Here is a 20,497-nt window from a genome sequence, read left to right on the forward strand (position 1 = left end):
CGCCGATAACCTTGGAACATGCCCGATCCGCAACTCGTACTCGCCGCCCGGGTCCAGGCCGCGCTGAGCGCCGCCTTCGGACCGTCATACGCGGACGCCGACCCGGTCATCCGGCCGTCGCAGTTCGCCGACCTTCAGGCCAACGTGGCACTGCCGCTGGCCAAGAAGCTGGGCCGCAAGCCGCGAGACGTGGCCGGCGAGATCGTCAGGAACCTCGACACCGCCGACGTCGTGGCGAACGTCGAGGTCAGCGGGCCGGGCTTCATCAACCTGACGCTCAGCGACGATTGGATCGCCGCCGAGGCGCAGCGAGCCCTGGAGGACGAGCGGCTCGGTGTCCCGCCGGCCGAGCGGCCGCAGAAGACCGTCGTCGAGTACTCCTCGCCGAACGTGGCGAAGGAGATGCACGTCGGCCATCTGCGGACCACGATCGTCGGCGACGCGATCGCCCGGATCCTGGCGTTCCTCGGCCACGACGTCGTCCGGGACAACCACGTCGGCGACTGGGGCACCCCGTTCGGGATGCTGATCGAGCACCTGCTCGACCTCGGCGAGGACGCCGCCGCGCGGGACGACTCGTCCGTCAGCGACCTGACCGCGTTCTACCAGGCCGCGCGGGAGAAGTTCGACGGCGACGAGGAGTTCGCCGACCGGTCCCGGCGGCGGGTCGTCGCCCTCCAGGCCGGCGACCCCGAGACCCTGCGGCTGTGGAACGTCCTCGTGGACGTGTCCAAGCGGTACTTCAACGCCGTCTACGGGCGGCTCGGCGTCACGCTCACCGACGACGACATCCGGGGCGAGAGCTTCTACAACGACCTGCTGGCCCCGACCGCCCAGGAGCTGGAGGACAAGGGCATCGCGGTGATCAGCGACGGGGCGCTGTGCGCGTTCCCGCCCGGCTTCACCGGCCGCGAGGGCGAGCCGCTGCCCGTGATCATCCGCAAGAGCGACGGCGGCTACAACTACTCCACCACCGACCTCGCCACCATCCGGTACCGGGTGGACACCGAGCACGTCGACCGGATGATCTACGTGGTGGGCGCCCCGCAGGCGCTGCACTTCCAGATGGTCTTCGCCGTCGCCCGGATGGCGGGCTGGCTGAACGACGAGGTCAAGGCCGAGCACGCGCAGATCGGCAACGTCCTCGGCACCGACGGCAAGATCCTGCGGACCCGCGCGGGCGGCACCGTCAAGCTCGCCGAACTCCTCGACGAGGCCGTCGAGCGGGCCGGCGCGGTCTTCGACGAGATCCAGCACGACGAACCGTTCGACGACGCGACGCGGGCGGCGATCGTCCGGGACGTCGGCATGGGCGCCGTCAAGTACGCCGACCTGTCGGTGGCGCGCGACAGCGAGTACGTCTTCGACTTCGACCGGATGATCTCGTTCCACGGCAAGACGGGCCCATACCTGCAGTACGCGGCGGCCCGGATCCGGTCGATCTTCCGGAAGGGCGGCATCGACGTCGCGGACGCGACCGGCCCGATCAAGCTCGGCCACCCGGCCGAGCGGGCGCTGGCGCTCGAACTCCTCGGCTTCGGCGCCGTCCTGAAGCAGGCCGGCGAGACCGCCGAGCCGCACCGGCTGGCGAACTACGTCTACGCGGTCGCCGACGCCTACACCACGTTCTACGAGAACTGCCCGGTCCTGAAGGCCCCCGACGAGGAGACGAAGGCGTCCCGGCTCGCCCTGTGCGCGGCGACGCTGCGCACGCTGGAGACGGGCCTGCACCTCCTGGGCGTCCCGACCCCGGAGCGCATGTAAGGCGAGAACCCCGACCACCGCCCACGGGTCGGGCGGCCGCAGGGCGCCCTAGCGTCCGGAGGTCGCCCGGCCCGGCGGGTTCGAGGCCGTTTCACCGAGATGCGCCAGCGGATCGGGGAAAGGGCCTGCCAGCCCTGACGGGGGTTCCAGGGGGTCGCCCTCCTGGATGGACATCTCCCCCTGGGGCGACACCTCCCCCTGTGGAGACCCCAATCCTTTCTTCTCCTCCGCCATCTTCTCCCTGACCGCCGGGACCACCTCCATGGCGAAGACCGGCAGGTTCGCCGGGTCGCCCGCGTAGAGGAACGTGTCGACGCCGTGGCCGATGGCCAGTTCGGTGAGTTCGTAGACCCATTGGCGGGGCGGGCCGTGCAGGAAGCCCTGGGAGTCCGGTCCGTCCAGGGAGCCTTCGAGGATGTAGACGCGGCGGAGCGTGTCCGGGTCGCGGCCGGCCTGGGCGGCGGCGTCGTCGAAGCGGCGGCGGCCGTCGGCGAGGCGTTTCGGCGGGACGCGGGACGACGGCACGATCCAGCCGTCGGCGAGCCGGCCGGCGAGGTCGATGCCGCGCGGGCCGGTGACGCCGAGCCAGATGCCGATCGTCCGCCGCGGTCGCGGGCCGGCGTCGGGCGCGGCGAACCGGTAGTGGGCGCCTTCGATGTGGAGCCCGGCCTGGTCGCTCCAGTGCAGCCGGATGAGCCGGACGGCCTCCTCCACGGCGCGGAGCGCCCCGAGGCCGCCGGGCCGGACGCCGCCGTAGGCTTCGATGCCGGCCGGGTCGGCGCCCGCGCCGAGCCCGAGTTCGACGCGGCCGCCGCTGAGCAGGTCCATCGTCGCGATCGCCTTGGCGAGCGCGGCGGGCGGGCGCAGCGGCAGGCACGCCACGGCGGGCAGCGCCCGGATCCGGGACGTGCCGGTCAGCACGGCCGCCAGCAGCGTGAGCGCGTCGGCGGTGCCGCGCCGGTGCGGCAGGTCGCGGATGCCGAGCAGGTCGAGGCCGTAGCGGTCCGCGTCCTGCGCGATGCGCAGCAGCGGCGCGGTGGCATCGGGGTCGAGGCGGGCGCCGAACCGCAGCCGCGGCCGCGCCCGGTGCGTCGGCGTCACTGCAGGTAGCCCTCGACCTCGTCCGGCGGCCGGACGCCGGTGGCGTCCGGGTCCTCGCCGGCCTCCAACCGGGCCCTGCGGCGGCGCAGCAGGTCCCAGCACTGGTCGAGGGCCACCTCCAGCTGCTCGAGCCGGCGGTGCTCCTCCTCGCGCCCCAGCTCGTCGCGCTGGTAGCGCTCGCGGAGCCGCTGCTCCTCGCCGACGTACTCGTCGATGCGAGCGAGGATGTCCTTCTCGTCCATCGGCTCTCAGCGCTCGCGGCCGGCGTTGGTGAGCCCGCTGAGGAACCCGCCCTCGCTCCGCGTCGAATGCTGGAACGGGCTGGTCTTCGGCTCGACCAGCGAGGACGCGGGCGGTGGTGCCGCCGCGGCCTCCACCGCACGGCGGGCGGGTGTCTTGCGGGACGCGGCGGACCGCGTCCCCGACCCCGTGCCGGCGGTGGTCTTGGACGAGGACGTCTTGCGCGCCGACGTCGTCCGCGACTTCGGCGCGGACGCCTTCCTGGCGGTGCTCGTCCGCGATGTGCCGGACTTCGATGTGCCGGACTTCGACGCGCTCGTCCGGGCGGAGGTCGTCGACCGCGACCGGCTGGACGCCGCCGAGGTCGTCTTGCGGGACGAGGTGCCCGACCTGGACGTGCCCGCACTGGACGTGCCCGACTTGGCCGTGCCCGACTTCGACGTGCCCGACTTCGACGTGCCCGACTTCGACGTGCCCGACTTCGACGTGCCCGCCTTGGCCCGGGACGTCCCGGACCTCGACGTGCTCGCCTTCGAGGTGCTCGCCCTGGACGACGAGCTGCTCCGGCTCGCCGGCGAGCTCGCCCTCGACGTGCTCGACTTGGCGGTGGTGGTGATGACCTTCGCGGCCGCGTCCATCGCCTTGGCGGCGTCGGACATCGCCTTGGTCGCGCTGGTCATCGCCTTGGTCATCGCCGTCATGGCCTTGGCCGACGAGGACGCCTTGGTCGCCACCGACTTCATCTGGGTGGCGGCGGTCTTGGCCTGGCTCGCGGCCTTGGTGACGCGGGTCGCGGCGGTCGACGACGTCCGGCTGGAGGTCGTCGACTTCTTCGCCGTGCTGCTCCCGGTCGACCTGCTCCCGGTCGACCTGGTGGTGGTCGACCGGGACGACGAGCTCGCCGCCGACGTGCGCTTGGCCGCCGGCTTCCTCGCGGTGGTGGACTTGGCGGCTGTGGTGCTCTTCGCGCGACCGGCCGTCCCTCGGCTCGTGGTCGTGCGCGATGCGGTTCTCGTTGCCACTGATCTCCCCCCCGAAATGATCAGTTACGGGGAGATCTATTCCACACTTTGTGACCCTCTACACGCGAAGCGTCATATCGAAATCAGACGCCCACCGGGTGCCAGACGGTCTTCGTCTCCAGAAATGCCGTCATACGGGCGGTTCCCGGCTCCCCGGTCCAGTCGGCGCGGGTGGGGCGCAGGACGCGCTTCAGGTTCTCGGCGGCCTTCTCCTCCAGGTCGGCGGCCTGGTCGTCGGCGACGCCCTCCAGGTCGATGGCGTTGACGTCCATGTGGGTCGCCAGCCAGGGCGCGATCTCCGCGCGGCGGCCGGTGAGGACGTTGACGACCCCGCCCGGCAGGTCGGACGTCGCCAGCACCTCGGCGAGGGTGATGGACGGCAGCGGCGCCGGCTCGGAGGCGACCACGACGGCGGTGTTGCCGGACACGATCGCGGGCGCCACCACCGACACCAGCCCGAGCAGCGGCGAGTCGGGCGCGACGACGGCGACGACCCCGGTCGGCTCGGGCGTGGAGAAGTTGAAGAACGGCCCGGAGACCGGGTTGGCGGCGCCGGCGACGGCGGTCAGCTTGTCGGCCCAGCCCGCGTACCAGACCCACCGGTCGACGGCCGCGTCCACCTCGGCGCCGGCCGCGCCCTTGGCCGCGCCGGCCTGGCGCAGCTCGTCCACGAACTGGTCGCGGCGGCCCTCCAGCATCTCGGCGACCCGGTACAGGATCTGGCCGCGGTTGTAGGCCGTGCGCCCGGACCAGCCGGGGAACGCCTTGCGCGCGGCGGCGACGGCGTCGCGGGCGTCCTTGCGGGACGCCTGCGAGGCGTTGGCGACGAAACGGCCCTTGGCGTCGGTGACCACGTACGACCTGCCGGACTCCGATCGGGGGAACGCGCCGCCGATGAACAGCTTGTAGGTCTTGCGGACGGCGAGACGGTCAGGCATTGAGGTAGGCCTCCAGTCCGTGGCGTCCGCCCTCGCGGCCGAACCCCGATTCCTTGTAGCCGCCGAACGGGGAGGCCGGGTCGAACTTGTTGAAGGTGTTGGCCCACACCACCCCGGCGCGCAGCCGCTGCGCCGTCCAGAGGATCTGCGAGCCCTTCTCCGTCCAGATGCCGGCCGACAGCCCGTAGGGGGTGTTGTTGGCCTTGGTGACGGCCTCGTCCGGGGTGCGGAACGTCAGCACCGACAGCACCGGCCCGAAGATCTCCTCGCGCGCGATCCGGTGCGACTGCGCGACGCCGGTGAAGACCGTCGGGGCGAACCAGAACCCCTGGGACGGCAGCTCGCACGGCGGCGACCACCGCTCGGCGCCCTCGCTCTCCCCCGCCTCGGACAGCTCCTTGATCTTGGCGAGCTGCGCGGCCGAGTTGATCGCGCCGATGTCGGTGTTCTTGTCGAGCGGGTCGCCGACGCGCAGCGTCGCCATCCGCGCCTTCAGCCGCTCCAGCACCTCGGCGGCGACGGACTCCTGGACGAGCAGCCGCGACCCGGCGCAGCACACGTGCCCCTGGTTGAAGAAGATCCCGTTGACGATGCCCTCGACGGCCTGGTCGAGCGCCGCGTCCGCGTAGACGATGTTGGCGGCCTTGCCGCCCAGCTCCAGGGTGAGCTTCTTGCCGGTCCCGGCCAGGGTGCGGGCGATCTGCCGTCCCACCTCGGTGGAGCCGGTGAAGGCGACCTTGTCGACGCCCTCGTGCTCGACGAGCGCGCGGCCGGTCTCCCCCGCGCCGGTGACGATGTTGACGACGCCGGGCGGCAGTTCGGCCTGGCGGCAGATGTCGGCGAACAGCAGCGCGGTCAGCGGCGTCGTCTCGGCGGGCTTGAGCACCACCGTGTTGCCGCAGGCCAGTGCGGGCGCGATCTTCCAGGCCAGCATCAGCAGCGGGAAGTTCCACGGGATGACCTGCCCCGCGACGCCCACCGGCCGCGGGTCCGGGCCGAACCCGGCGTAGGGGAGCTTGTCGGCCCATCCGGCGTAGTAGAAGAACCAGGCCGCGACGAGCGGCACGTCCACGTCCCGGGACTCGCGGATCGGCTTGCCGTTGTCGATCGACTCCAGCACCGCCAGCTCCCGCGACCGCTCCTGGATGATCCGGGCGATCCGGTACAGGTACTTGGCGCGCTCCCGGCCGGGCATCGGCCCCCACACCTTGTCGAAGGCCGTGCGCGCGGCCTTCACGGCGCGGTCGACGTCGCCCTCGTCGGCGCAGGCGATGTCGGCCAGGACGCTCTCGTCCGCCGGGTTGATCGACTTGAACGGCTCGCCGTGCCCGTCGGTGAACTCGCCGCCGATGAACAGCCCGTAGGAGGCGCGGATGTCGACGACCGCCCGCGACTCGGGCGCCGGCGCGTACTCGAAAACCATGGTCAGTCCAGCGTGAAGTAGTCGGGACCGGAGTAGACGCCGGTGGTCAGCTTGCGGCGCTGCATGAGCAGATCGTTCAGCACGCTGGACGCGCCGAGCCGGAACCACTCGGGGGTCAGCCAGTCGGGGCCGGCGGTCTCGTTCACCAGCACCAGGTACTTGATCGCGTCCTTGGTCGTCTTGATGCCGCCGGCGGGCTTGACGCCGACCTGCCGCCCGGTGGCGGCCCGGTAGTCGCGGACGGCCTCCAGCATCACCAGCGTGACCGGCAGGGTCGCGGCGGGCGACACCTTGCCGGTGGACGTCTTGATGAAGTCGGCTCCGGCGCGCATCGCGAGCCACGACGCCCGCCGGACGTTGTCGTAGGTGGCGAGCTCGCCGGTCTCCAGGATCACCTTCAGGTGCGCGTCGCCGCAGGCGTCCTTCACGGCGGTGATCTCGTCGAACACCTTGGCGTAGTCGCCGGCCAGGAACGCGCCGCGGTCGATCACCATGTCGATCTCCGCCGCGCCCGCCGCGACCGCGGCGCGCGTGTCGGCGAGCTTGGCCTCCAGCGGCGCCCGGCCCGCGGGGAACGCCGTCGCCACGCTCGCGACCCCGATGCCCGTCCCGGACAGGGCCCGGACGGCGACGTCCACCATGTCCGAGTAGACGCAGACGGCCGCGACCTTCGGCACCGACGCGTCCGCCGGGTCGGGGTGGGCGGCCTTGGCGCACAGCGCCCGCACCTTCCCGGGCGTGTCGGCGCCCTCCAGCGTGGTCAGGTCCACCATCGAGATCGCCAGGTCGATCGCCGCGGCCTTCGCCGTCGTCTTGATCGACCTGGTCGCCAGCCGCGCGGCCCGCTCCTCGGCGCCCACCCGGTCCACGCCGGGCAGGCCGTGCAGGAAGGCGCGCAGCTCGGCGGCGCCGTGCATAGTCTCCGTTGACACCCCACAAGCATCGCCGAACTACGTCCCCGGCACAAAACGGGCGCCTAACGAAGCGGTGTCGGCGGCCGGGAAGGCGGCCGGGAAGCGGTGTCGGCGGGCGGTGCGCGCGCCTTCCCCGCGGTGGTCAACGGGGGGCGAGCCTCAGGGTGGTGTCCCTCGGGCCGGGCCGCGTCATCGGCTCGGCGTAGGGCGTGCTGCCGTACTTGGCCATGTAGGCGGCGTCGACCTGCTCGTTGACGGCCGGGTCCCCCTCGTCGACGAACGCCACGTCCACGGTCGTGCCGTCGGCTCGGATCTGGCCCCGGTGTGTGTTCTCGGCGGTCTGGTACCAGTGGCCGTCGCGGCCGTTCACCGAGCGGACGTACATCTCCTCGCCGGTACGGACGATCCAGATCGTCGTCGGGCTGCGCAGCGTGCCGTCGCTCTTCTCCGGTGCGACCTGGATCTCGTCGGCGCCGCCGAGGCGGGCCAGGTCGTCATTGCTCCATGTGGACATGCCGGGGTCATGCCCGGCGAGCCGTCCGATACAGCCCGCTTTATCCGAAATTGGGGAGGTTCGAACCGCATGCAACCCCGGTCCCGCCCCGGAGGCGTTGACATCCGGCACCCCTACACATCTAAAGTACTAGGACACTAGATAAATGGAGGTGGCGGTGATCGAGTTCCATCTGGACTCGGGGTCGGGGGTGTCGCCGTACATGCAGCTCGTCCGGCAGGTGCGGCACGCGCTGCGGCTCGACCTGCTGCGGGTCGGCGACCAGCTGCCCACGGTCAAGGACGTGGTGGCGCAGCTGGCGATCAACCCGAACACCGTGCTCAAGGCGTACCGGGAGCTGGAGCACGAGGGGCTCGTCGCACCGCGCCCCGGGGTCGGGACGTTCGTGACGCGGTCGCTGGCCGGCGAGTCGCTCGCCGCGCACGGCCCGCTGCGCAAGGACCTGGAGCGCTGGCTCGCCAAGGCGCGGCTGGCCGGGCTGGACGACGAGAGCATCGAGGCGCTGTTCATGACCACATTTCGGTCCGCCCGCGAGGAGGACATAGCGTGACCGCCGTTCTGGAGACCCGAGGGCTGGGCAAGAGGTACGGGCGGCGGTGGGCGCTGTCCGACTGCACGCTGGAGATTCCGGCCGGACGGGTCGTGGGCCTCGTCGGGCCGAACGGCGCGGGTCTCACTCTTGAGACCAAGATACCTCATGGCGTGCCACGACCCACAGCAAAGCCCCCGCCGCACAGTCGCGGACGGGGGCCAAGGGCTGAGGTGCGGACGGTCAGAACGGGGCGCGGTGACGGCCGACGTACACCCGTCGCCGGGACGCAGCGAACGCCGTAGCGCTACCCGTCAGCAGAGCCGCGCCGATGATGCACGCGGCGAGCATGAGCACAGTCACACCGACACCCCCGCCCCGCCCAGCAGGGACCGGACGGCCATCACAGCGTCCGTCACCCGGTCCGCCTCCGCCAACGGCTCGCGGTAGCTCGTCACGTACCACAAGCGGCCCCCGTCATCCCCGCGAGCCTCCGCCAGCAGCACCACACACGGGTGCGGGGTGCAGCACCCCGCCGCGTCCGGGTTCTCGACGTGCAGCCCCTCCGGCGTCATCCACGCCGTGAAGCCATGCGCCCGTAGAACGGTGCCTAGCGCGTCCAGCCGCGCCCTAGAGTCTGGGGTCATGGTCGGTCCTGCCTCCCTGTAGGCGGGTCGATCTAGCCCCGCCCGGCCGCGTGCAACGGTCCGGGCGGGGCGTTCTTGTGTTGAGCCCTCCACCCTAGACGTAGACACCCGTTGACACCACTGGTCACCAGTCATGACCACGGGGGACCTACCGTCGATCACGTGAGGTTCGATCTCGACCAGCCGCGCGCCGCGTACCTCGTCATCGCGGACGAACTTGAGCGCGCTATCCGCGACGGCGAAATCCCCGCCGGAACGCGGGTGCCGTCCGCGCGGCGACTCGCGGACATGGCGGGAGTGTCCACGCGGACAAGTGAGGCTGCCTTGCGCGTACTCAAAGAACGGCAAGTCACGGTAAGTGTCCACGGCAAGGGCACCTACCCGCACCCCAACTTGAGCAGCGCCGCACAAGGCGACGGGCAAGAGAAAAGCCCCGACCAGTCCGAAGACTAGCCGGGGCTGTTCCCGTCTCAAATCCCGGCCGCCACATGCGCCCAATCCAGGTCGGGCGCATCATCACCGAACCAGTCGTCCTCATCCCACACGACCACCAGACCGTCAAACGGGCGATGCTCGCGGGCCCACCAGTCCAGCGGATTCATGTTCCCCTTGCTCGACCCGCACGAACGGCACTGAGGAAGCACATTTCGCGGGGCGTCCACCGTGAATTCCGTCAGCTCACCGTTCACGGGGAACAGATGGTCGTGAGTATCCGCCGGGTCCCCGCACGAATAGCAGGGCAGACCGTAGCAGGCGGTCCGGTCAAACGGCTCAGACGGCACACCCGCCTTCGCGGCCCGGCGACGCGCGTTGCGGTCGGCCTTCTTGCCGGGGTTTGCACGCTGCCACTCGACAACGCGGAGGGAGTGGCAGGAACGGCACACGGTGTGGAGCCCGTCAGCCTGCGTCGCGTTGCGCGAGAACTCCCGGCGCGGAAGGTCCCGTCCGCAGTCAGGACAGCGCTTCGACGAAGGGTCCGCGTACGGGTCCGCCGACGCGTTCCGCGTCTTGTTCCTCGCGCGCTTGCGGGCGTCCTTCTCGCGGCAGCAATCGCGGCACACGCCGGTCAGCCCGTCAGCCGCCGTCGCGTCGCGCGAGAACTCCGAGCGTGGCAACTCTCGTGAACAATCTGGACACCGCTTCGGCGACGAATTCGCGTAAGGGTCCTTCGCCGCGTTCCGCGCCTTCCGCTTCACGCGCTTGCGGGCGTCAGCCGCGCGGCAGCAGTCACGGCACCGCGAGCCCAGCCCCGACCGCATCCGCGCGTCCGGCGGGAACAACCCCACCGGCAAGAACAGCTTGCACCCGCTACAGAAGTGCAACCCAAACGCGGCCATGTCATCCCGGAAACTCTGCTCAACCGCCGTGATCCTGCCCATGTGTAAACCTTTCCTCGAACGTGGAAAGCCCCGGCGTCGCCCCGGGGCCGCGTCGATTGACTTCCTCTGAACGGTCGCGCAGACGAAGTAAAGCCGCTGACCTGCGCCTATCTCGTCACTCCGCCGACGTGTCGGTTTCCTCCGTTGCCTGCCGTTCCGGCGCGCGGGGGACGCCGGGCCAAGCACGCGGCACCCGCACCCGCGTAACCGGCAGCCCGCCACTTTCCGCCCTATTACGCCTACGTCGCTGGTCACTCCGCTTAGGGATTGGTCCGCGTCGTCCCATTAGTCAACCCTCGCATTTCATGCCGGGGGAACCGCCCCGGCGATTGTCACTCTCTGTACCCCCAGGCGACCCTGAAACCCGTACAACCGCCCGGCTGCTAACCCTTACCGAGCACCAATCCCTTAGACCTAGGGCCAATAGCCGGGTGCCCATTACTCTCCGTCATCGCGGAGCGAAGGATGCCGTTCCTCAGGCCGTTTCCGCGAAGGACGTTTCGCCGCAGCAGCCTTACCACCCTGGCTACCCGTCCGCTGACGGTGGCAAGGGCCGCAGGCTGCGCGGAGATTGGCTAGCGAGTGGTCATCACGGTCACCGACATGGTCAACGTCAGACGCACGACCAATGCACCGATCCCCATTGATCTGACAACGCCCCCCATCCCGGATAAGCACCGCCCGGCGGCGGTTCTTCCAATCGCGGGGAAGCGACTTCGTACGCCCGGACGGGTGCGTATACCACCCGGAGGGTCTTTCAGTCATGCGAGGTTCCTTCCATACGGCGCTGATTCGCGCCGAGACAGCCAAACGCCCGGGGGTCCTTGTCGGGCCCCCCCCGGGCGTTCAGCGACCGTCACAGCGGCTCTCAGCCGCCCGTGAACACATCCGGCAGGAACGGCGCGCGCCCGTCAGCAATAGCCGCGTTAACGGCGTCCGCTTCCGCTTGCGTCATCACCGTTCGTGCCCAGCCTTCCACGCGGCTAAAGGGGTCCAGGTTGGGAATCCAGAGTTGATCCCCGACGCTTACCGGGTCCATGGTCACAGCCCCGTCTCAGCCATGTACCGCGCCACCTCAACCGGCGACTTGCCCGCGTCCATGAGAGCCTGAGCGAGGTTTTCCCGGGCCGCCTGGACGTCCGCGCGCATCTGCGCGGCGGCAACGTCACGCGCCGTCTCAGCCGCTTCCCGATCCGCCGTCTCCTGCGCCACACGGGCACGCTCAGCGGCATGCACCCTCACCACGTCTTTCGGCGACATGCCGCCATACCCCGGAATCGGCGTGAAACCGTCCGCGTCACTCACTGGAAACACCCTCTTCCATCACCGGAACCGAACCAGCCGGAAGACCAGCCGACTTCGCGAACGCGGCGGCATCCTTCGCATTCAGAATCGCGGCACCCTCCGCGTCGAGCACCTTTTCCACCAGTCCGCCCGGCGTGCTGAACAGAACCGCGTCGCCAGCCATGAACCGGACGCCGGACGCCAGACGGGAAACGTTGTGCTTGACCCCACGAATCACCTCCGTAACCTGGTAATTCACGTAGTCGTCGTTCACCCACTTGAGACCGGGACGCGGAATACGCGCCTGAGCCTTACCCTGAGCGATGCCCTTAACCAGGAACGCCCGGTCAATCGCGGCCCGCAGATCAGCCGCCGCCCGCTTGAGATCCTGCGCCGCCTGCTCATACGCGGCCATACGCGAAGTCAGCGACTCCGAAACCTGCGCCACCGCCCCCGCAGCGTCCCGCTTGATAGCTGCCTGAGTAGCCCGGTCAAGCGGGCGGATTTCTTCCTGAATCAGCTTGAGCTGCGCCAGCACGTGAGCGCGCTTCACCGCCCATTCCTCGCGGACCGACTTACGGCCCTTCCCGGGAGTCTTACCCTCCCGAAGTTCAGCCTCCGCCCGACGCTGTTCCTCAGCGTCCGCCAGCGATTCCCACTCGTCATCCAGAATCGCGGCGTGCTCGTCGGCAAGGTCTTTCCACTCGTGGACCTTATCCAGTAGAGCGTTCGTCTCAGCCGTCGCAAGGCCCGCAACCGGGCGGGCGTTGTAGTGGACGCTCAGATTGTTCATGTCGTTCTCCAATTCACGGGTGATACGGGTGAAACCCGGGGGGGCGCGCACCCGAAGCACGCCCCCGGGCAAGTCTTACAGCGCCAGCAGGGCCAGCAGGGCCAGCAGCAGAATCGCGGTGTTCAACGCCAGATGCGCGAAGAACTGCATGCGCGCGGTCACGAGTTCCTCCCCAGCACCCGCACGCGGCCACGCGGCCTGCTGACCTTCGAGGACTCTTCGGGCCACCTCCGCGCATCCGGGTAGGTGCGGTAGATCCCCATGCTGAATTCCATGCCCGCCCAGTTGTGCTCAGCGACGAAGCGGGGACGGGCGTTCGCATGCTTGCGTGGCATGCCGTTCTCTCTTTCGGTTAGGCACCCGGCATCGCACCGGGCGCGGGTCTTCGCGGTCATGTCGTCCGGCCGGGGGTGCAAGAAATGCACCGGGGTGCAAAATTCAGCCCTAGATCTAAACTCCCCTCTCTATTAATACAGAGAGTTGGGAAACTAGGCCAAAATCTGCACCCCGGGTGCGTTTCCTGCACCCCTTAGCCCTCAAAGACGCGGCCGGACCCTTCCGCGACGGGGCCGGACGGCGCGGCGATTCCCGCGAAGTAGCGTGTTCCCCGCCCGGTCACCACCTTGACTCCCTGCCGTTCAAGTGCAGCCTTGATCTGTTTCGGCGCGAACTTCGCGGTACGGCTCTCACCGTTCGCGCGTCGCCACTCCTGTAGCGCAGCGTTGAACTCGGACGTTTTCATACGCGCGCCCTCCGCGTAGCCGAACACTTCGCCCTCAAGTTGGCTCAGCGGGTCGATTCCCTCGCGGTGCTTCTGCTTCGCGGCTGCGGTACTGGCCGTGTCCGGGAGCCCCTCCGCGTACGCCCTGTGCGCCGCTAGGGCAATTCCCGTCGCGATGCCGTCCGCTTCGCCCTTGAGCCGTTCGTCAAGGTCGACGTCTTCCCGTCCGGCGAACGAGACAGGGAACTCAACCGCGCGGAGTCGCGTCCACAGCGCATCGTCGGTCCCCGTGAACTCGGGAAGGTGGTTCGTGGTGAAGACGACCGTGTATCGCGGGGCGTACTCCACTTCCGTGAGGTAGTTCCGGCGGAAGTTCATGGAGTCGTTCCCGGACATGCGCTTAACAAGCTCGTCGTCCATCGCAACGCCCTCATTGGTTTCGTTCGCGATGACCAGCCAAGCAAGCGCAAGACGCGCAAGCTGTTCCCCGTGTGCCTGCCCGCGTCGTTCGAATAGGCGAACGTCCGGCATGACAACGGCGGACCCTAGAAGGTGCTGCATGAGCCGGGTGATTGTGCCCTTGCCGTTGCGGCCTTTGTGTCCGTACCAGACGCCGAACACGTGGTGCCGTTGGTCGCCGGTCAACGCGCGGCCGAGCATGCGCATGACGTGTTCGCCGTTGTCGGCCGCGTCGGGAAACACCTCCGTGAGGAATTGCGTCCACCGTTCCGCGTCGGCCGACCGGTCGAAATCGGCGTTCACGCACGCGGTCCGCATGTCGTCGGGGTACCAGACGCCGGACTGAAACTCGCCGTTCCGGGGGTTGAACGTGCCGTTCCGGAACGGGATGCGTGGGGCCGCGTTCAGCCGGTCGGCGGGTGACATGACGTCCCGCTTGTACTGCATGGCTTCGGCAATCTCGCGGCGGTGGCGCTGCACGCCCATGAGTCGGCTTTGCGTGGTCATGCCGCGTGCCCGGAATTCCCCGGCCGTGTCGTCAATCGCGCTGAACGCGACCGAGTAGCGGTCGGGTGCGGATGCCCAGTGGGTTCCGGTCCACTCGAACCATCCGAACCCGGGAACGAAGCGCAACTTGTCTCCCGTGAGTCTCACGGTTGCGTCCGCGTACGCGGCGGTGTTGATGAGTTGTCCGCCGTTGGCTGTGTCGGTTGCGTCGATCGGTGCGGTCTCTACGGCCATTGCTCCCCACCATGCATCTGACGGTTCGTTTGAGTCGCTCCCCGGGACGGCGGGCGTGTTGCCCGCGTCGTCGCGGAGCATGGTCGTTACGACGTCGCTCGCCATGCCTTGAACGGCGGTGCGCGCCGCGTATCCGAGCTTCCGCCACAGCTTGCGCATGTCGTGCTCGAATTCGGCGGGTTCGATTTCTCCCGCGCTGAGCGATAGCGCCAGCTTGACGGCTCTCTGCTCGTCGGGTGTGAAGTCGGACATTAGGTTTCTCCAAACGGTGGGAACGCGTGGGAATGCGGGGGACCCCGTGACGGCATTCCCAAGCGTCAGGGGGTCCCGGGTGCCCTTCCCCGCGTGACCGGGACGGCGGCTGAACCGCAAAGGGCCTCAGACACGAAAAACGCCCCGCCCAGGAATCGCCGCATAGCTGGCTCGCACCCAGCTACGGGCGTCCCCTGGACGGGGCGTTGGTTTGCCGCTGTGAGGCCAGCGGCGGCCGGTCCATACGCGGGCACGGTGCGAGCGTGCGCGGGGCGTAGGAAGCATCTGGGCGGCATCTACAGCCGCACACCGACCCGCCCCCATCCGGATAGGCGGGGGCGGGTCGGCACTGAAAGGGCCACGATGGGTAAACGCAGCCGACCCACGAAATCGCGGGACGTTCAAGGACCCGGCACGGACCGCAAGGCGCTTCGCGATGCGGGTCCTCACTAGTGTTCTGTGCCGTCACACCCGAAGTGTTCGCGGGAGCACAGAGAAAGTTCCCGCCGCCCGTCCGACGTGTGCCGGATCCTGGGAACGGAGACTCGCGATGTCCCCCGGATTCTCGACGCTGACGAGCACGGCACCCCCGGGACCTTGGGGCTACTCGGCAGTGTCCACAACGTGAACGGTGTTAACCGGCGTACGTCGCTGGTCAGCGAGTCCGGCATGTACGCGCTCGTCTTTGGTAGCAAGCTTCCCGCCTTGTGCAGCGCTGATCAGCACGCGGAGGTGACGCGGTGACGACAGAGACCTTGTATCTGTATTGCTCTAACGCGCGTTAGCAGCAATACAGAAATCATGTCTCTGTCGTCACCCGCCAGCCGGACCACCGCGCCTACCTCGATGTATCAGCGTCGGCTTATAAACCAACTCGTCATCTCGGTGACGGACCCGCCCGTCCACCCGAGACGCACCCTGTAGCTCTGCCGAACGTTCCCGACCCGACCCTGAAGCACAGCTAACGTGTCGCCGACCGGGCAGGGACGGCCCGCCGCGTCACGCGCCGTCGCCCCGGGCCGCACGGGGCGCTTGCGCGCCAGGCACCGCCAGGGGCGTCCGAGAGGGCATCCCCGCGTCCGGCCGACCAGCGACCAGGGGGCGACGCTCACGGGATGTTCTCGGGGGCTCACAGGGGCTCTCGGGGGCTCTCGCCGCGTAGGCACAGGCACGCATGCGGGACGCACTTCGCGGCGAAGCGCCAGCGGGACGCGAGCGACCACCCCCGACGAGTCCGCTAGCTACGCGGTGAGGGTGGTGGGCGACCCGGAAGCGCCGTGGTTCGTGGCGTCCGACGTGTGCCGGATCCTGGGATACGACCGCGCACGCAACGCGCTCCGGATGCTGGACGACGACGAAAAGGGGGCTCACTTGCTGAGCACCCCCGGGACCTTGGGGCTACCCTCCAGATTCCGGAGGGCAACCGGGTCCGTCACATGACCGGGCTCAATGAGTCCGGCATGTACGCGCTCGTCTTCGGTAGCAAGCTCCCCGCCGCGCGGGCGTTCAAGCGGTGGGTTACCTCGGAAGTCCTCCCCGCCCCCGAGCGTCACAAGGTGCGCAGCACCCGCAGCGACCAGGGGGCGGGACGCATGGGTCCGCAAGGCGACTAGCGAACCCCTGGAATGGTGCGCGCAAGTCACTTGCGTAAGCCTTTCTTGTGCAGCGCTGCACACATTTGGCGTCCGACGGATTCCCGGGCTATGGTCCCCTGGAAATCGACCGCAAGACAGAACGGGGAACGCCATGGACGCCACCACCGCGCAGCTTTTGGACTACTACACGGAGCACCTCGGCGAACTCGTCGCGGACGGGCGGATCAGCGCGACAGAATCCGCGACCGCCCTTTTCCACGCGGAGTCCATCGCAATCGGGGCGGACCCGTTCGGCGTGATCGTCGCGGAAGCGGAGCAGATCACCCGCGACGCATAGCCCTCAGCGGCCCTCAGACGGCCGTAGACGGCAGAAAGCCCCGGGACCCTTACGGGGCCGGGGCTTTCGCGGTCAGACCACACCGCGCTATGCGGCGTACTCCATCGGGTCAACGTCGTCCGACTCAAGGGACGTGTCCATTGCGTGCGGCATGGTGATGCTGAGCTTGACCCGCCGCGCCACGTCCCGGCGGTCCGGAGACGCCTTCCAAACCTCCGCCGTAACGCCCCACTCACGGAGCAACTCACGGCGGTCCGCGTCCGTCTCCGCGCGCTCCCACAGCTCAGACAGCGTCAGCGGCCCCGGGGCGTAGTCCGCCGTACCGGCCGCCTCCTGCTGAGCAGTCAGCACCGCGAGCCGCTCGTTAGTCGCGGTGAGCTGAGCCATGACGCCGTTCCACGCGGGACCCCCGGCGGGCAGCTTCCCGAGAGCTTCGCTCAGCGACTCGACAGCCGCCGTGTCCCGGGCGATCTCCGCCGACACGTCCGCGACCTCAGCGACCTTCACCAGGGGCCGCCACATGCCGAACCGTGCCAGCACGGTACGCACAACGAACGGCTCAAGTGCCGTGTTCTGGATCGACGCGCGAGCCTCGCACCCCTTGGCGGTGCACCGGTACAAGCTGACCCCCGGGCGGTCCTTCCGCGCGTTCGCGGTCAGGTACCCGCCGCACCCGTGGCACGTGGCGACGTGCAGCAGCATCGTGTCCGTAGCGCGCTTGCCCTGGGGGACCGCGCGGGCTTCGATCACCTCGCACACCCGCACGTGATCCCGGTCCGTGATCAGCGGCGGGCCGACCTTGACCGCGCGTCCCTGCGCGTCGAGAACCGGGCGCATGACGCGCTTGTCACGGGTCCCCACGTTGTGCATGAGAGTGCCCGTGAGCGCGGGGGACGTCAGCAGGTCCTTAACGGCCGTGTTCGTCCACGCGGGCATGCGGCCCGTCCGCTTGTTACGCGGGTCCTTCCCCTGACGGATACGAGCGTGCGCGGCGGGGGACGGGACACCCTCAGCGTTCAGCCGGTCCACGATGCCGCCGACACGTTCCCCGTCGATAACCCGGGACACAATGTCCCGCACCCGGGCCGCCGCCTCCGCGTCCTCTATGAGCCGCTTCCCGTCCGGCGTCGACTCCACCGCGTACCCGTACGGCGGGATACCGCCCGGCCACGCGCCACGCTTGCGGAGACGCTCTTTCATCGTGCGGATCCGGTCCGTGATCATGTCCCGTTCGATCTCCGCGACGGTCGCCATGATCTTCGCTGCCATGCGCGAAGCACCCGGAGCAAGAACCCCGTCCGTCGTGACAGCCTCGCTACCTCCCGCGTCGCACGCGGCGAGGAACCGGCCGAACTCGATCATGCTGCGCGCGAACCGGTCCAGCTTCCACGCGAGCACGTACCGGACGCGGCCGGTCGCGAGGTACTCAAGCACCCGCGCCATGCCGGGCCGGTCTTCCAGCGGAGTCGCGCCGGACACGTCCACGTCTTCACAGATCTCGGCCACTTCCCACCCGCGCGCCTCAGCGAACGTCCGGCAGATGTCCCGCTGAGACTCAACCGACGTGGAGTCATCAGAGTCCCGGGACAGACGGACGTAGATCACCGCGACGTCACCGGTCACGTTCACCGTGACCGCCTCACGGGCGGACACGGCGGGGACGGCACGGCCGGACGGGGCAGGCTCCGCGATCTCGACCGTGACCGCGTCCGCCGGGACGGGCATGCGGTCCGCGCACTGACGGCACGTCGGGGCGTCCAGGTGGGACGCGTGCGACGCGGACCGACCGCAGAGCGTCCGCCCGGACGTCCCGGTAGTCGCGTGGATCATGCGCCCTGCCCCAACCCTCACCATGCGGTACGTGGCGTTTTCGCTGATCATCGTACATTCTCCCGTGTGGTGCCTTGGGAGACCCTTGGGGGCGGGCAAGAGCACGCTGCTGAACCTGGCGGTCGGCCAGCTCGCGCCGACGGCCGGCACCATCCGGGTGCTCGGCGACCGCCCGGCGTCCGGGCCGGAGCAGCTCGCCAAGGTCGGCTACGTCGCGCAGGACACGCCGACGTACTCCGGGCTCAGCGTCGGCGACCACCTGAAGCTCGGCGCCCGGCTCAACCCGCGGTGGGACGACGCCTTCGCGCGCGAGCGGGTCGAGCGGCTCGGGCTCGCCTTAGACCACAGGGCCGGGAAGCTGTCCGGCGGCCAGCGCGCCCAGCTGGCGCTGACGCTCGGCATCGCCAAGCGCCCCGAGCTGCTGGTCCTGGACGAGCCCGTCGCGTCGCTCGACCCGCTCGCCCGGCGCGAGTTCCTGCAGGGCCTGATGGAGGCCGCCGCCGAGCACTCGCTCAGCGTCGTCCTGTCGTCCCACCTGGTGTCGGACGTGGAGCGGACCTGCGACTACCTGATCGTGCTCGTGGAGTCGCGCGTCCGGGTCGCCGGGGACATCGACGACCTGCTCGCGACCCATCACCGGCTGACCGGGCCGCGCAAGGACACGCTGCCGGCGGACCAGCACGTCGTGTCCGAGAGCCACACCGACCGGCAGAGCACGTACGTCGTCCGGACGGACGGCCCGATCCACGACCCGGCCTGGACGGTCGGGCGGATCGGCATCGAGGACCTCGTCCTCGCCTACATGACCGAGGCCCCGAGCCGTCCCGCGCTGGAGGCGATCCGATGATCTGGCTGACGTTCCGGCAGTTCCGGGTCCAGGCCGCGGTGGTGTTCGGCGCGCTCGCCGTCCTCGGCGTCCTCCTCGCCGTCAGCGGGCCCGGCCTGGCCGACGCCTACGACCGGGGGCTCGCGTCCTGCGGCTCGGAGGACGCCTGCGCGACCTTCGCCCGGACGTTCTTCCGCGACCACCAGATGGAGTACGGCGCCCTGATCGCGCTCGTGACGGCCCTGCCCGCCCTCATCGGCCTCTTCTGGGGAGCGCCGCTCATCGCCCGCGAGCTGGAGACCGGCACGTACCGGCTCGCGTGGAGCCAGAGCATCACGCGGACCCGCTGGCTGGCCGTCAAGCTCGGCCTCGTCGGGCTGGCCGCGATGGCCGCCGCCGGGATCGCCGTCCGCGCCGCGAACTGGTGGGCCGGCCCTCTGGACGAGGCGATCGCCGACCGCTTCCCGCGGATGGAGCCGGTCGCGTTCGGCGCGCACGGCATCGTCCCGATCGGGTACGCCGCCTTCGCGTTCGCGCTCGGCGTGACCGCGGGCGTCCTCACCCGGCGCACCCTGACGGCCATGGCGATCACGCTCGCCGTGTTCGTCGCCGTCCAGGTCGCGATGCCGCTGTGGGTCCGCGCCCACCTCATCCCGCCGGAGACCGCGACCGTGACGATCACCTCGAAGAACCTGTCGCAGATGATGATGGACCAGGGCGCCAAGGAGATGACCGTGCAGACCGGCGCCGCGCCGGGGGCGTGGACGCTCGGCAACCACACGGTCGACGCGTCCGGGCGGAAGGCCGCCCTGCCCGCCGCCCTGCTCGCGGGAGCCTGTGCCCCGGCGGCGCCGGAGCCCCCGCCCCCACCGAAGCCGGGGGCGGAAGGGAAGCCCGGGGTGCCGGAGCCTCCCGGCGGTCCCCCCGAGAAGTGCTTCACCGAGATCGCGCGGCTCGGCTACAAGCAGCAGGTGGTCTACCACCCCGCGAGCCGCTTCTGGCCGTTGCAGTGGGCCGAGACGGGACTGTTCGCCGTCCTCACCCTCGGGCTCTGCGGCCTCTGCTTCCACTGGACGCGCCGCCGCCTCAGCTGAGGCGGGCACCGGTTCCTTCGCGGGCTCCGGTTCCTTCGCGGCCTCGGGCTCCCGGACGGCTCAGTTCCCGGACGGCTCCGGCTCCCGGGCGAGC

At 69.7% G+C, this 20,497-nt stretch carries 23 protein-coding genes; 9 read left to right on the forward strand and 14 right to left on the reverse strand.

What is annotated here, in order from left to right; all coding sequences use genetic code 11:
* Positions 1–18 precede the first annotated feature (18 nt).
* Positions 19–1,764 carry an arginine--tRNA ligase gene (gene argS / locus CHF16_RS17595; RefSeq protein ID WP_089327126.1) on the forward strand — a complete coding sequence of 582 codons (1,746 nt, stop codon included), beginning with the start codon at positions 19–21 and terminating at the stop codon, positions 1,762–1,764.
* A 48-nt stretch (positions 1,765–1,812) separates the two neighbouring features.
* Here the strand turns inward: argS and CHF16_RS17600 are convergent, their stop codons facing one another.
* Both CHF16_RS17600 and CHF16_RS17605 read right to left on the reverse strand, forming a co-directional pair.
* On the reverse strand, positions 1,813–2,865 hold the full coding sequence (locus CHF16_RS17600) for an LLM class flavin-dependent oxidoreductase (RefSeq protein ID WP_089327127.1): 1,053 nt from the start codon (positions 2,863–2,865) through the stop codon (positions 1,813–1,815).
* Positions 2,862–3,107, reverse strand: a complete 246-nt coding sequence (locus CHF16_RS17605; RefSeq protein ID WP_089327128.1) for a DUF2630 family protein — start codon at positions 3,105–3,107, stop codon at positions 2,862–2,864. Before CHF16_RS17605 ends, CHF16_RS17600 begins: the two co-directional genes overlap by 4 nt.
* A 66-nt stretch (positions 3,108–3,173) precedes the next feature.
* Here CHF16_RS17605 and CHF16_RS42185 point away from each other — a divergent pair, with 66 nt between their 5' ends.
* Positions 3,174–4,130: a pentapeptide repeat-containing protein gene (locus CHF16_RS42185; RefSeq protein WP_143228028.1), complete on the forward strand. Its 957-nt coding sequence runs from the start codon at positions 3,174–3,176 to the stop codon at positions 4,128–4,130.
* An 80-nt stretch (positions 4,131–4,210) separates the two neighbouring features.
* Here CHF16_RS42185 and CHF16_RS17610 read toward each other — a convergent pair whose 3' ends face one another.
* The 4 genes from CHF16_RS17610 to CHF16_RS17625 all read right to left on the reverse strand — a co-directional run bounded on the left by CHF16_RS17610 (position 4,211) and on the right by CHF16_RS17625 (position 7,916).
* Positions 4,211–5,065: an aldehyde dehydrogenase family protein gene (locus CHF16_RS17610; RefSeq protein WP_089327129.1), complete on the reverse strand. Its 855-nt coding sequence runs from the start codon at positions 5,063–5,065 to the stop codon at positions 4,211–4,213.
* On the reverse strand, positions 5,058–6,488 hold the full coding sequence (locus CHF16_RS17615; protein WP_089327130.1) for an aldehyde dehydrogenase family protein: 1,431 nt from the start codon (positions 6,486–6,488) through the stop codon (positions 5,058–5,060). The genes CHF16_RS17610 and CHF16_RS17615 overlap by 8 nt, the downstream gene beginning before the upstream one ends.
* Positions 6,489–6,490: 2 nt before the next feature.
* Positions 6,491–7,405 carry a deoxyribose-phosphate aldolase gene (gene deoC / locus CHF16_RS17620; protein WP_089327131.1) on the reverse strand — a complete coding sequence of 305 codons (915 nt, stop codon included), beginning with the start codon at positions 7,403–7,405 and terminating at the stop codon, positions 6,491–6,493.
* Positions 7,406–7,544: 139 nt separating this feature from the next.
* Entirely contained in the window at positions 7,545–7,916 is a 372-nt protein-coding gene (locus tag CHF16_RS17625; RefSeq protein ID WP_089327132.1) for a DUF2255 family protein, read from the reverse strand.
* A 145-nt stretch (positions 7,917–8,061) separates the two neighbouring features.
* Between CHF16_RS17625 and CHF16_RS17630 the strand changes: the two genes are divergently transcribed.
* On the forward strand, positions 8,062–8,466 hold the full coding sequence (locus CHF16_RS17630) for a GntR family transcriptional regulator (RefSeq protein ID WP_171069207.1): 405 nt from the start codon (positions 8,062–8,064) through the stop codon (positions 8,464–8,466).
* A gap of 338 nt (positions 8,467–8,804) precedes the next feature.
* On the opposite strand, the gene CHF16_RS17640 is transcribed toward CHF16_RS17630, so the two are convergent.
* Complete coding sequence (locus CHF16_RS17640) at positions 8,805–9,092, reverse strand: hypothetical protein (protein WP_089327134.1); 288 nt, start codon at positions 9,090–9,092, stop codon at positions 8,805–8,807.
* Positions 9,093–9,254: 162 nt separating this feature from the next.
* Between CHF16_RS17640 and CHF16_RS17645 the strand changes: the two genes are divergently transcribed.
* A complete protein-coding gene (locus CHF16_RS17645; protein WP_179271571.1) occupies positions 9,255–9,545 on the forward strand; it encodes a GntR family transcriptional regulator in 291 nt (96 codons plus the stop codon).
* Between the two features lie 17 nt (positions 9,546–9,562).
* Here CHF16_RS17645 and CHF16_RS17650 read toward each other — a convergent pair whose 3' ends face one another.
* The 6 genes from CHF16_RS17650 to CHF16_RS17670 all read right to left on the reverse strand — a co-directional run bounded on the left by CHF16_RS17650 (position 9,563) and on the right by CHF16_RS17670 (position 14,721).
* On the reverse strand, positions 9,563–10,471 hold the full coding sequence (locus CHF16_RS17650; protein ID WP_089327136.1) for a hypothetical protein: 909 nt from the start codon (positions 10,469–10,471) through the stop codon (positions 9,563–9,565).
* A gap of 868 nt (positions 10,472–11,339) precedes the next feature.
* Entirely contained in the window at positions 11,340–11,516 is a 177-nt protein-coding gene (locus CHF16_RS40310; RefSeq protein WP_179271572.1) for a hypothetical protein, read from the reverse strand.
* Positions 11,513–11,776 carry a hypothetical protein gene (locus tag CHF16_RS17660; RefSeq protein WP_089327138.1) on the reverse strand — a complete coding sequence of 88 codons (264 nt, stop codon included), beginning with the start codon at positions 11,774–11,776 and terminating at the stop codon, positions 11,513–11,515. Before CHF16_RS17660 ends, CHF16_RS40310 begins: the two co-directional genes overlap by 4 nt.
* On the reverse strand, positions 11,769–12,548 hold the full coding sequence (locus tag CHF16_RS17665) for a hypothetical protein (protein WP_089327139.1): 780 nt from the start codon (positions 12,546–12,548) through the stop codon (positions 11,769–11,771). Before CHF16_RS17665 ends, CHF16_RS17660 begins: the two co-directional genes overlap by 8 nt.
* 75 nt (positions 12,549–12,623) lie before the next feature.
* The gene (locus CHF16_RS40315) at positions 12,624–12,776 is read right to left on the reverse strand and encodes a hypothetical protein (RefSeq protein WP_179271573.1); all 153 of its coding nucleotides are present in this window, start codon (positions 12,774–12,776) and stop codon (positions 12,624–12,626) included.
* Positions 12,777–13,077: 301 nt separating this feature from the next.
* Positions 13,078–14,721: a DNA primase family protein gene (locus CHF16_RS17670; protein WP_089327140.1), complete on the reverse strand. Its 1,644-nt coding sequence runs from the start codon at positions 14,719–14,721 to the stop codon at positions 13,078–13,080.
* A gap of 1,257 nt (positions 14,722–15,978) precedes the next feature.
* Between CHF16_RS17670 and CHF16_RS42190 the strand changes: the two genes are divergently transcribed.
* The 3 genes from CHF16_RS42190 (at position 15,979) to CHF16_RS17690 (ending at position 16,653) form a co-directional block, all read left to right on the forward strand.
* Positions 15,979–16,161, forward strand: coding sequence for a BRO-N domain-containing protein (locus CHF16_RS42190; RefSeq protein ID WP_218826707.1), 183 nt, complete (start codon positions 15,979–15,981; stop codon positions 16,159–16,161).
* The gene (locus CHF16_RS42195; RefSeq protein WP_425427497.1) at positions 16,131–16,334 is read left to right on the forward strand and encodes a BRO-N domain-containing protein; all 204 of its coding nucleotides are present in this window, start codon (positions 16,131–16,133) and stop codon (positions 16,332–16,334) included. The genes CHF16_RS42190 and CHF16_RS42195 overlap by 31 nt, the downstream gene beginning before the upstream one ends.
* Positions 16,335–16,467: 133 nt before the next feature.
* On the forward strand, positions 16,468–16,653 hold the full coding sequence (locus tag CHF16_RS17690) for a hypothetical protein (protein ID WP_089327144.1): 186 nt from the start codon (positions 16,468–16,470) through the stop codon (positions 16,651–16,653).
* A gap of 87 nt (positions 16,654–16,740) precedes the next feature.
* Here the strand turns inward: CHF16_RS17690 and CHF16_RS17695 are convergent, their stop codons facing one another.
* Positions 16,741–18,306, reverse strand: a complete 1,566-nt coding sequence (locus tag CHF16_RS17695; protein WP_179271575.1) for a recombinase family protein — start codon at positions 18,304–18,306, stop codon at positions 16,741–16,743.
* A gap of 262 nt (positions 18,307–18,568) precedes the next feature.
* Between CHF16_RS17695 and CHF16_RS17700 the strand changes: the two genes are divergently transcribed.
* Positions 18,569–19,330: an ATP-binding cassette domain-containing protein gene (locus CHF16_RS17700; RefSeq protein WP_245868703.1), complete on the forward strand. Its 762-nt coding sequence runs from the start codon at positions 18,569–18,571 to the stop codon at positions 19,328–19,330.
* A complete protein-coding gene (locus CHF16_RS17705; protein ID WP_089327146.1) occupies positions 19,327–20,403 on the forward strand; it encodes an ABC transporter permease subunit in 1,077 nt (358 codons plus the stop codon). Before CHF16_RS17700 ends, CHF16_RS17705 begins: the two co-directional genes overlap by 4 nt.
* Positions 20,404–20,497: the final 94 nt, after the last annotated feature.

It is taken from the genome of Actinomadura meyerae, from assembly GCF_900188445.1.
GTDB classification, from domain to species: Bacteria; Actinomycetota; Actinomycetes; order Streptosporangiales; family Streptosporangiaceae; genus Spirillospora; species Spirillospora meyerae.

Coding starts and splice junctions, on each gene's coding strand:
- argS (WP_089327126.1), top strand. CDS start 19: ATGCCCGATCCGCAACTCGTACTCGCCGCCCGGGTCCAGGCCGCGCTG.
- CHF16_RS17605 (WP_089327128.1), bottom strand. CDS start 3,107: ATGGACGAGAAGGACATCCTCGCTCGCATCGACGAGTACGTCGGCGAG.
- CHF16_RS42185 (WP_143228028.1), top strand. CDS start 3,174: ATGCTGGAACGGGCTGGTCTTCGGCTCGACCAGCGAGGACGCGGGCGG.
- CHF16_RS17610 (WP_089327129.1), bottom strand. CDS start 5,065: ATGCCTGACCGTCTCGCCGTCCGCAAGACCTACAAGCTGTTCATCGGC.
- CHF16_RS17615 (WP_089327130.1), bottom strand. CDS start 6,488: ATGGTTTTCGAGTACGCGCCGGCGCCCGAGTCGCGGGCGGTCGTCGAC.
- deoC (WP_089327131.1), bottom strand. CDS start 7,405: ATGCACGGCGCCGCCGAGCTGCGCGCCTTCCTGCACGGCCTGCCCGGC.
- CHF16_RS17625 (WP_089327132.1), bottom strand. CDS start 7,916: ATGTCCACATGGAGCAATGACGACCTGGCCCGCCTCGGCGGCGCCGAC.
- CHF16_RS17630 (WP_171069207.1), top strand. CDS start 8,062: ATGGAGGTGGCGGTGATCGAGTTCCATCTGGACTCGGGGTCGGGGGTG.
- CHF16_RS17640 (WP_089327134.1), bottom strand. CDS start 9,092: ATGACCCCAGACTCTAGGGCGCGGCTGGACGCGCTAGGCACCGTTCTA.
- CHF16_RS17650 (WP_089327136.1), bottom strand. CDS start 10,471: ATGGGCAGGATCACGGCGGTTGAGCAGAGTTTCCGGGATGACATGGCC.
- CHF16_RS17665 (WP_089327139.1), bottom strand. CDS start 12,548: ATGAACAATCTGAGCGTCCACTACAACGCCCGCCCGGTTGCGGGCCTT.
- CHF16_RS17670 (WP_089327140.1), bottom strand. CDS start 14,721: ATGTCCGACTTCACACCCGACGAGCAGAGAGCCGTCAAGCTGGCGCTA.
- CHF16_RS17690 (WP_089327144.1), top strand. CDS start 16,468: ATGGACGCCACCACCGCGCAGCTTTTGGACTACTACACGGAGCACCTC.
- CHF16_RS17705 (WP_089327146.1), top strand. CDS start 19,327: ATGATCTGGCTGACGTTCCGGCAGTTCCGGGTCCAGGCCGCGGTGGTG.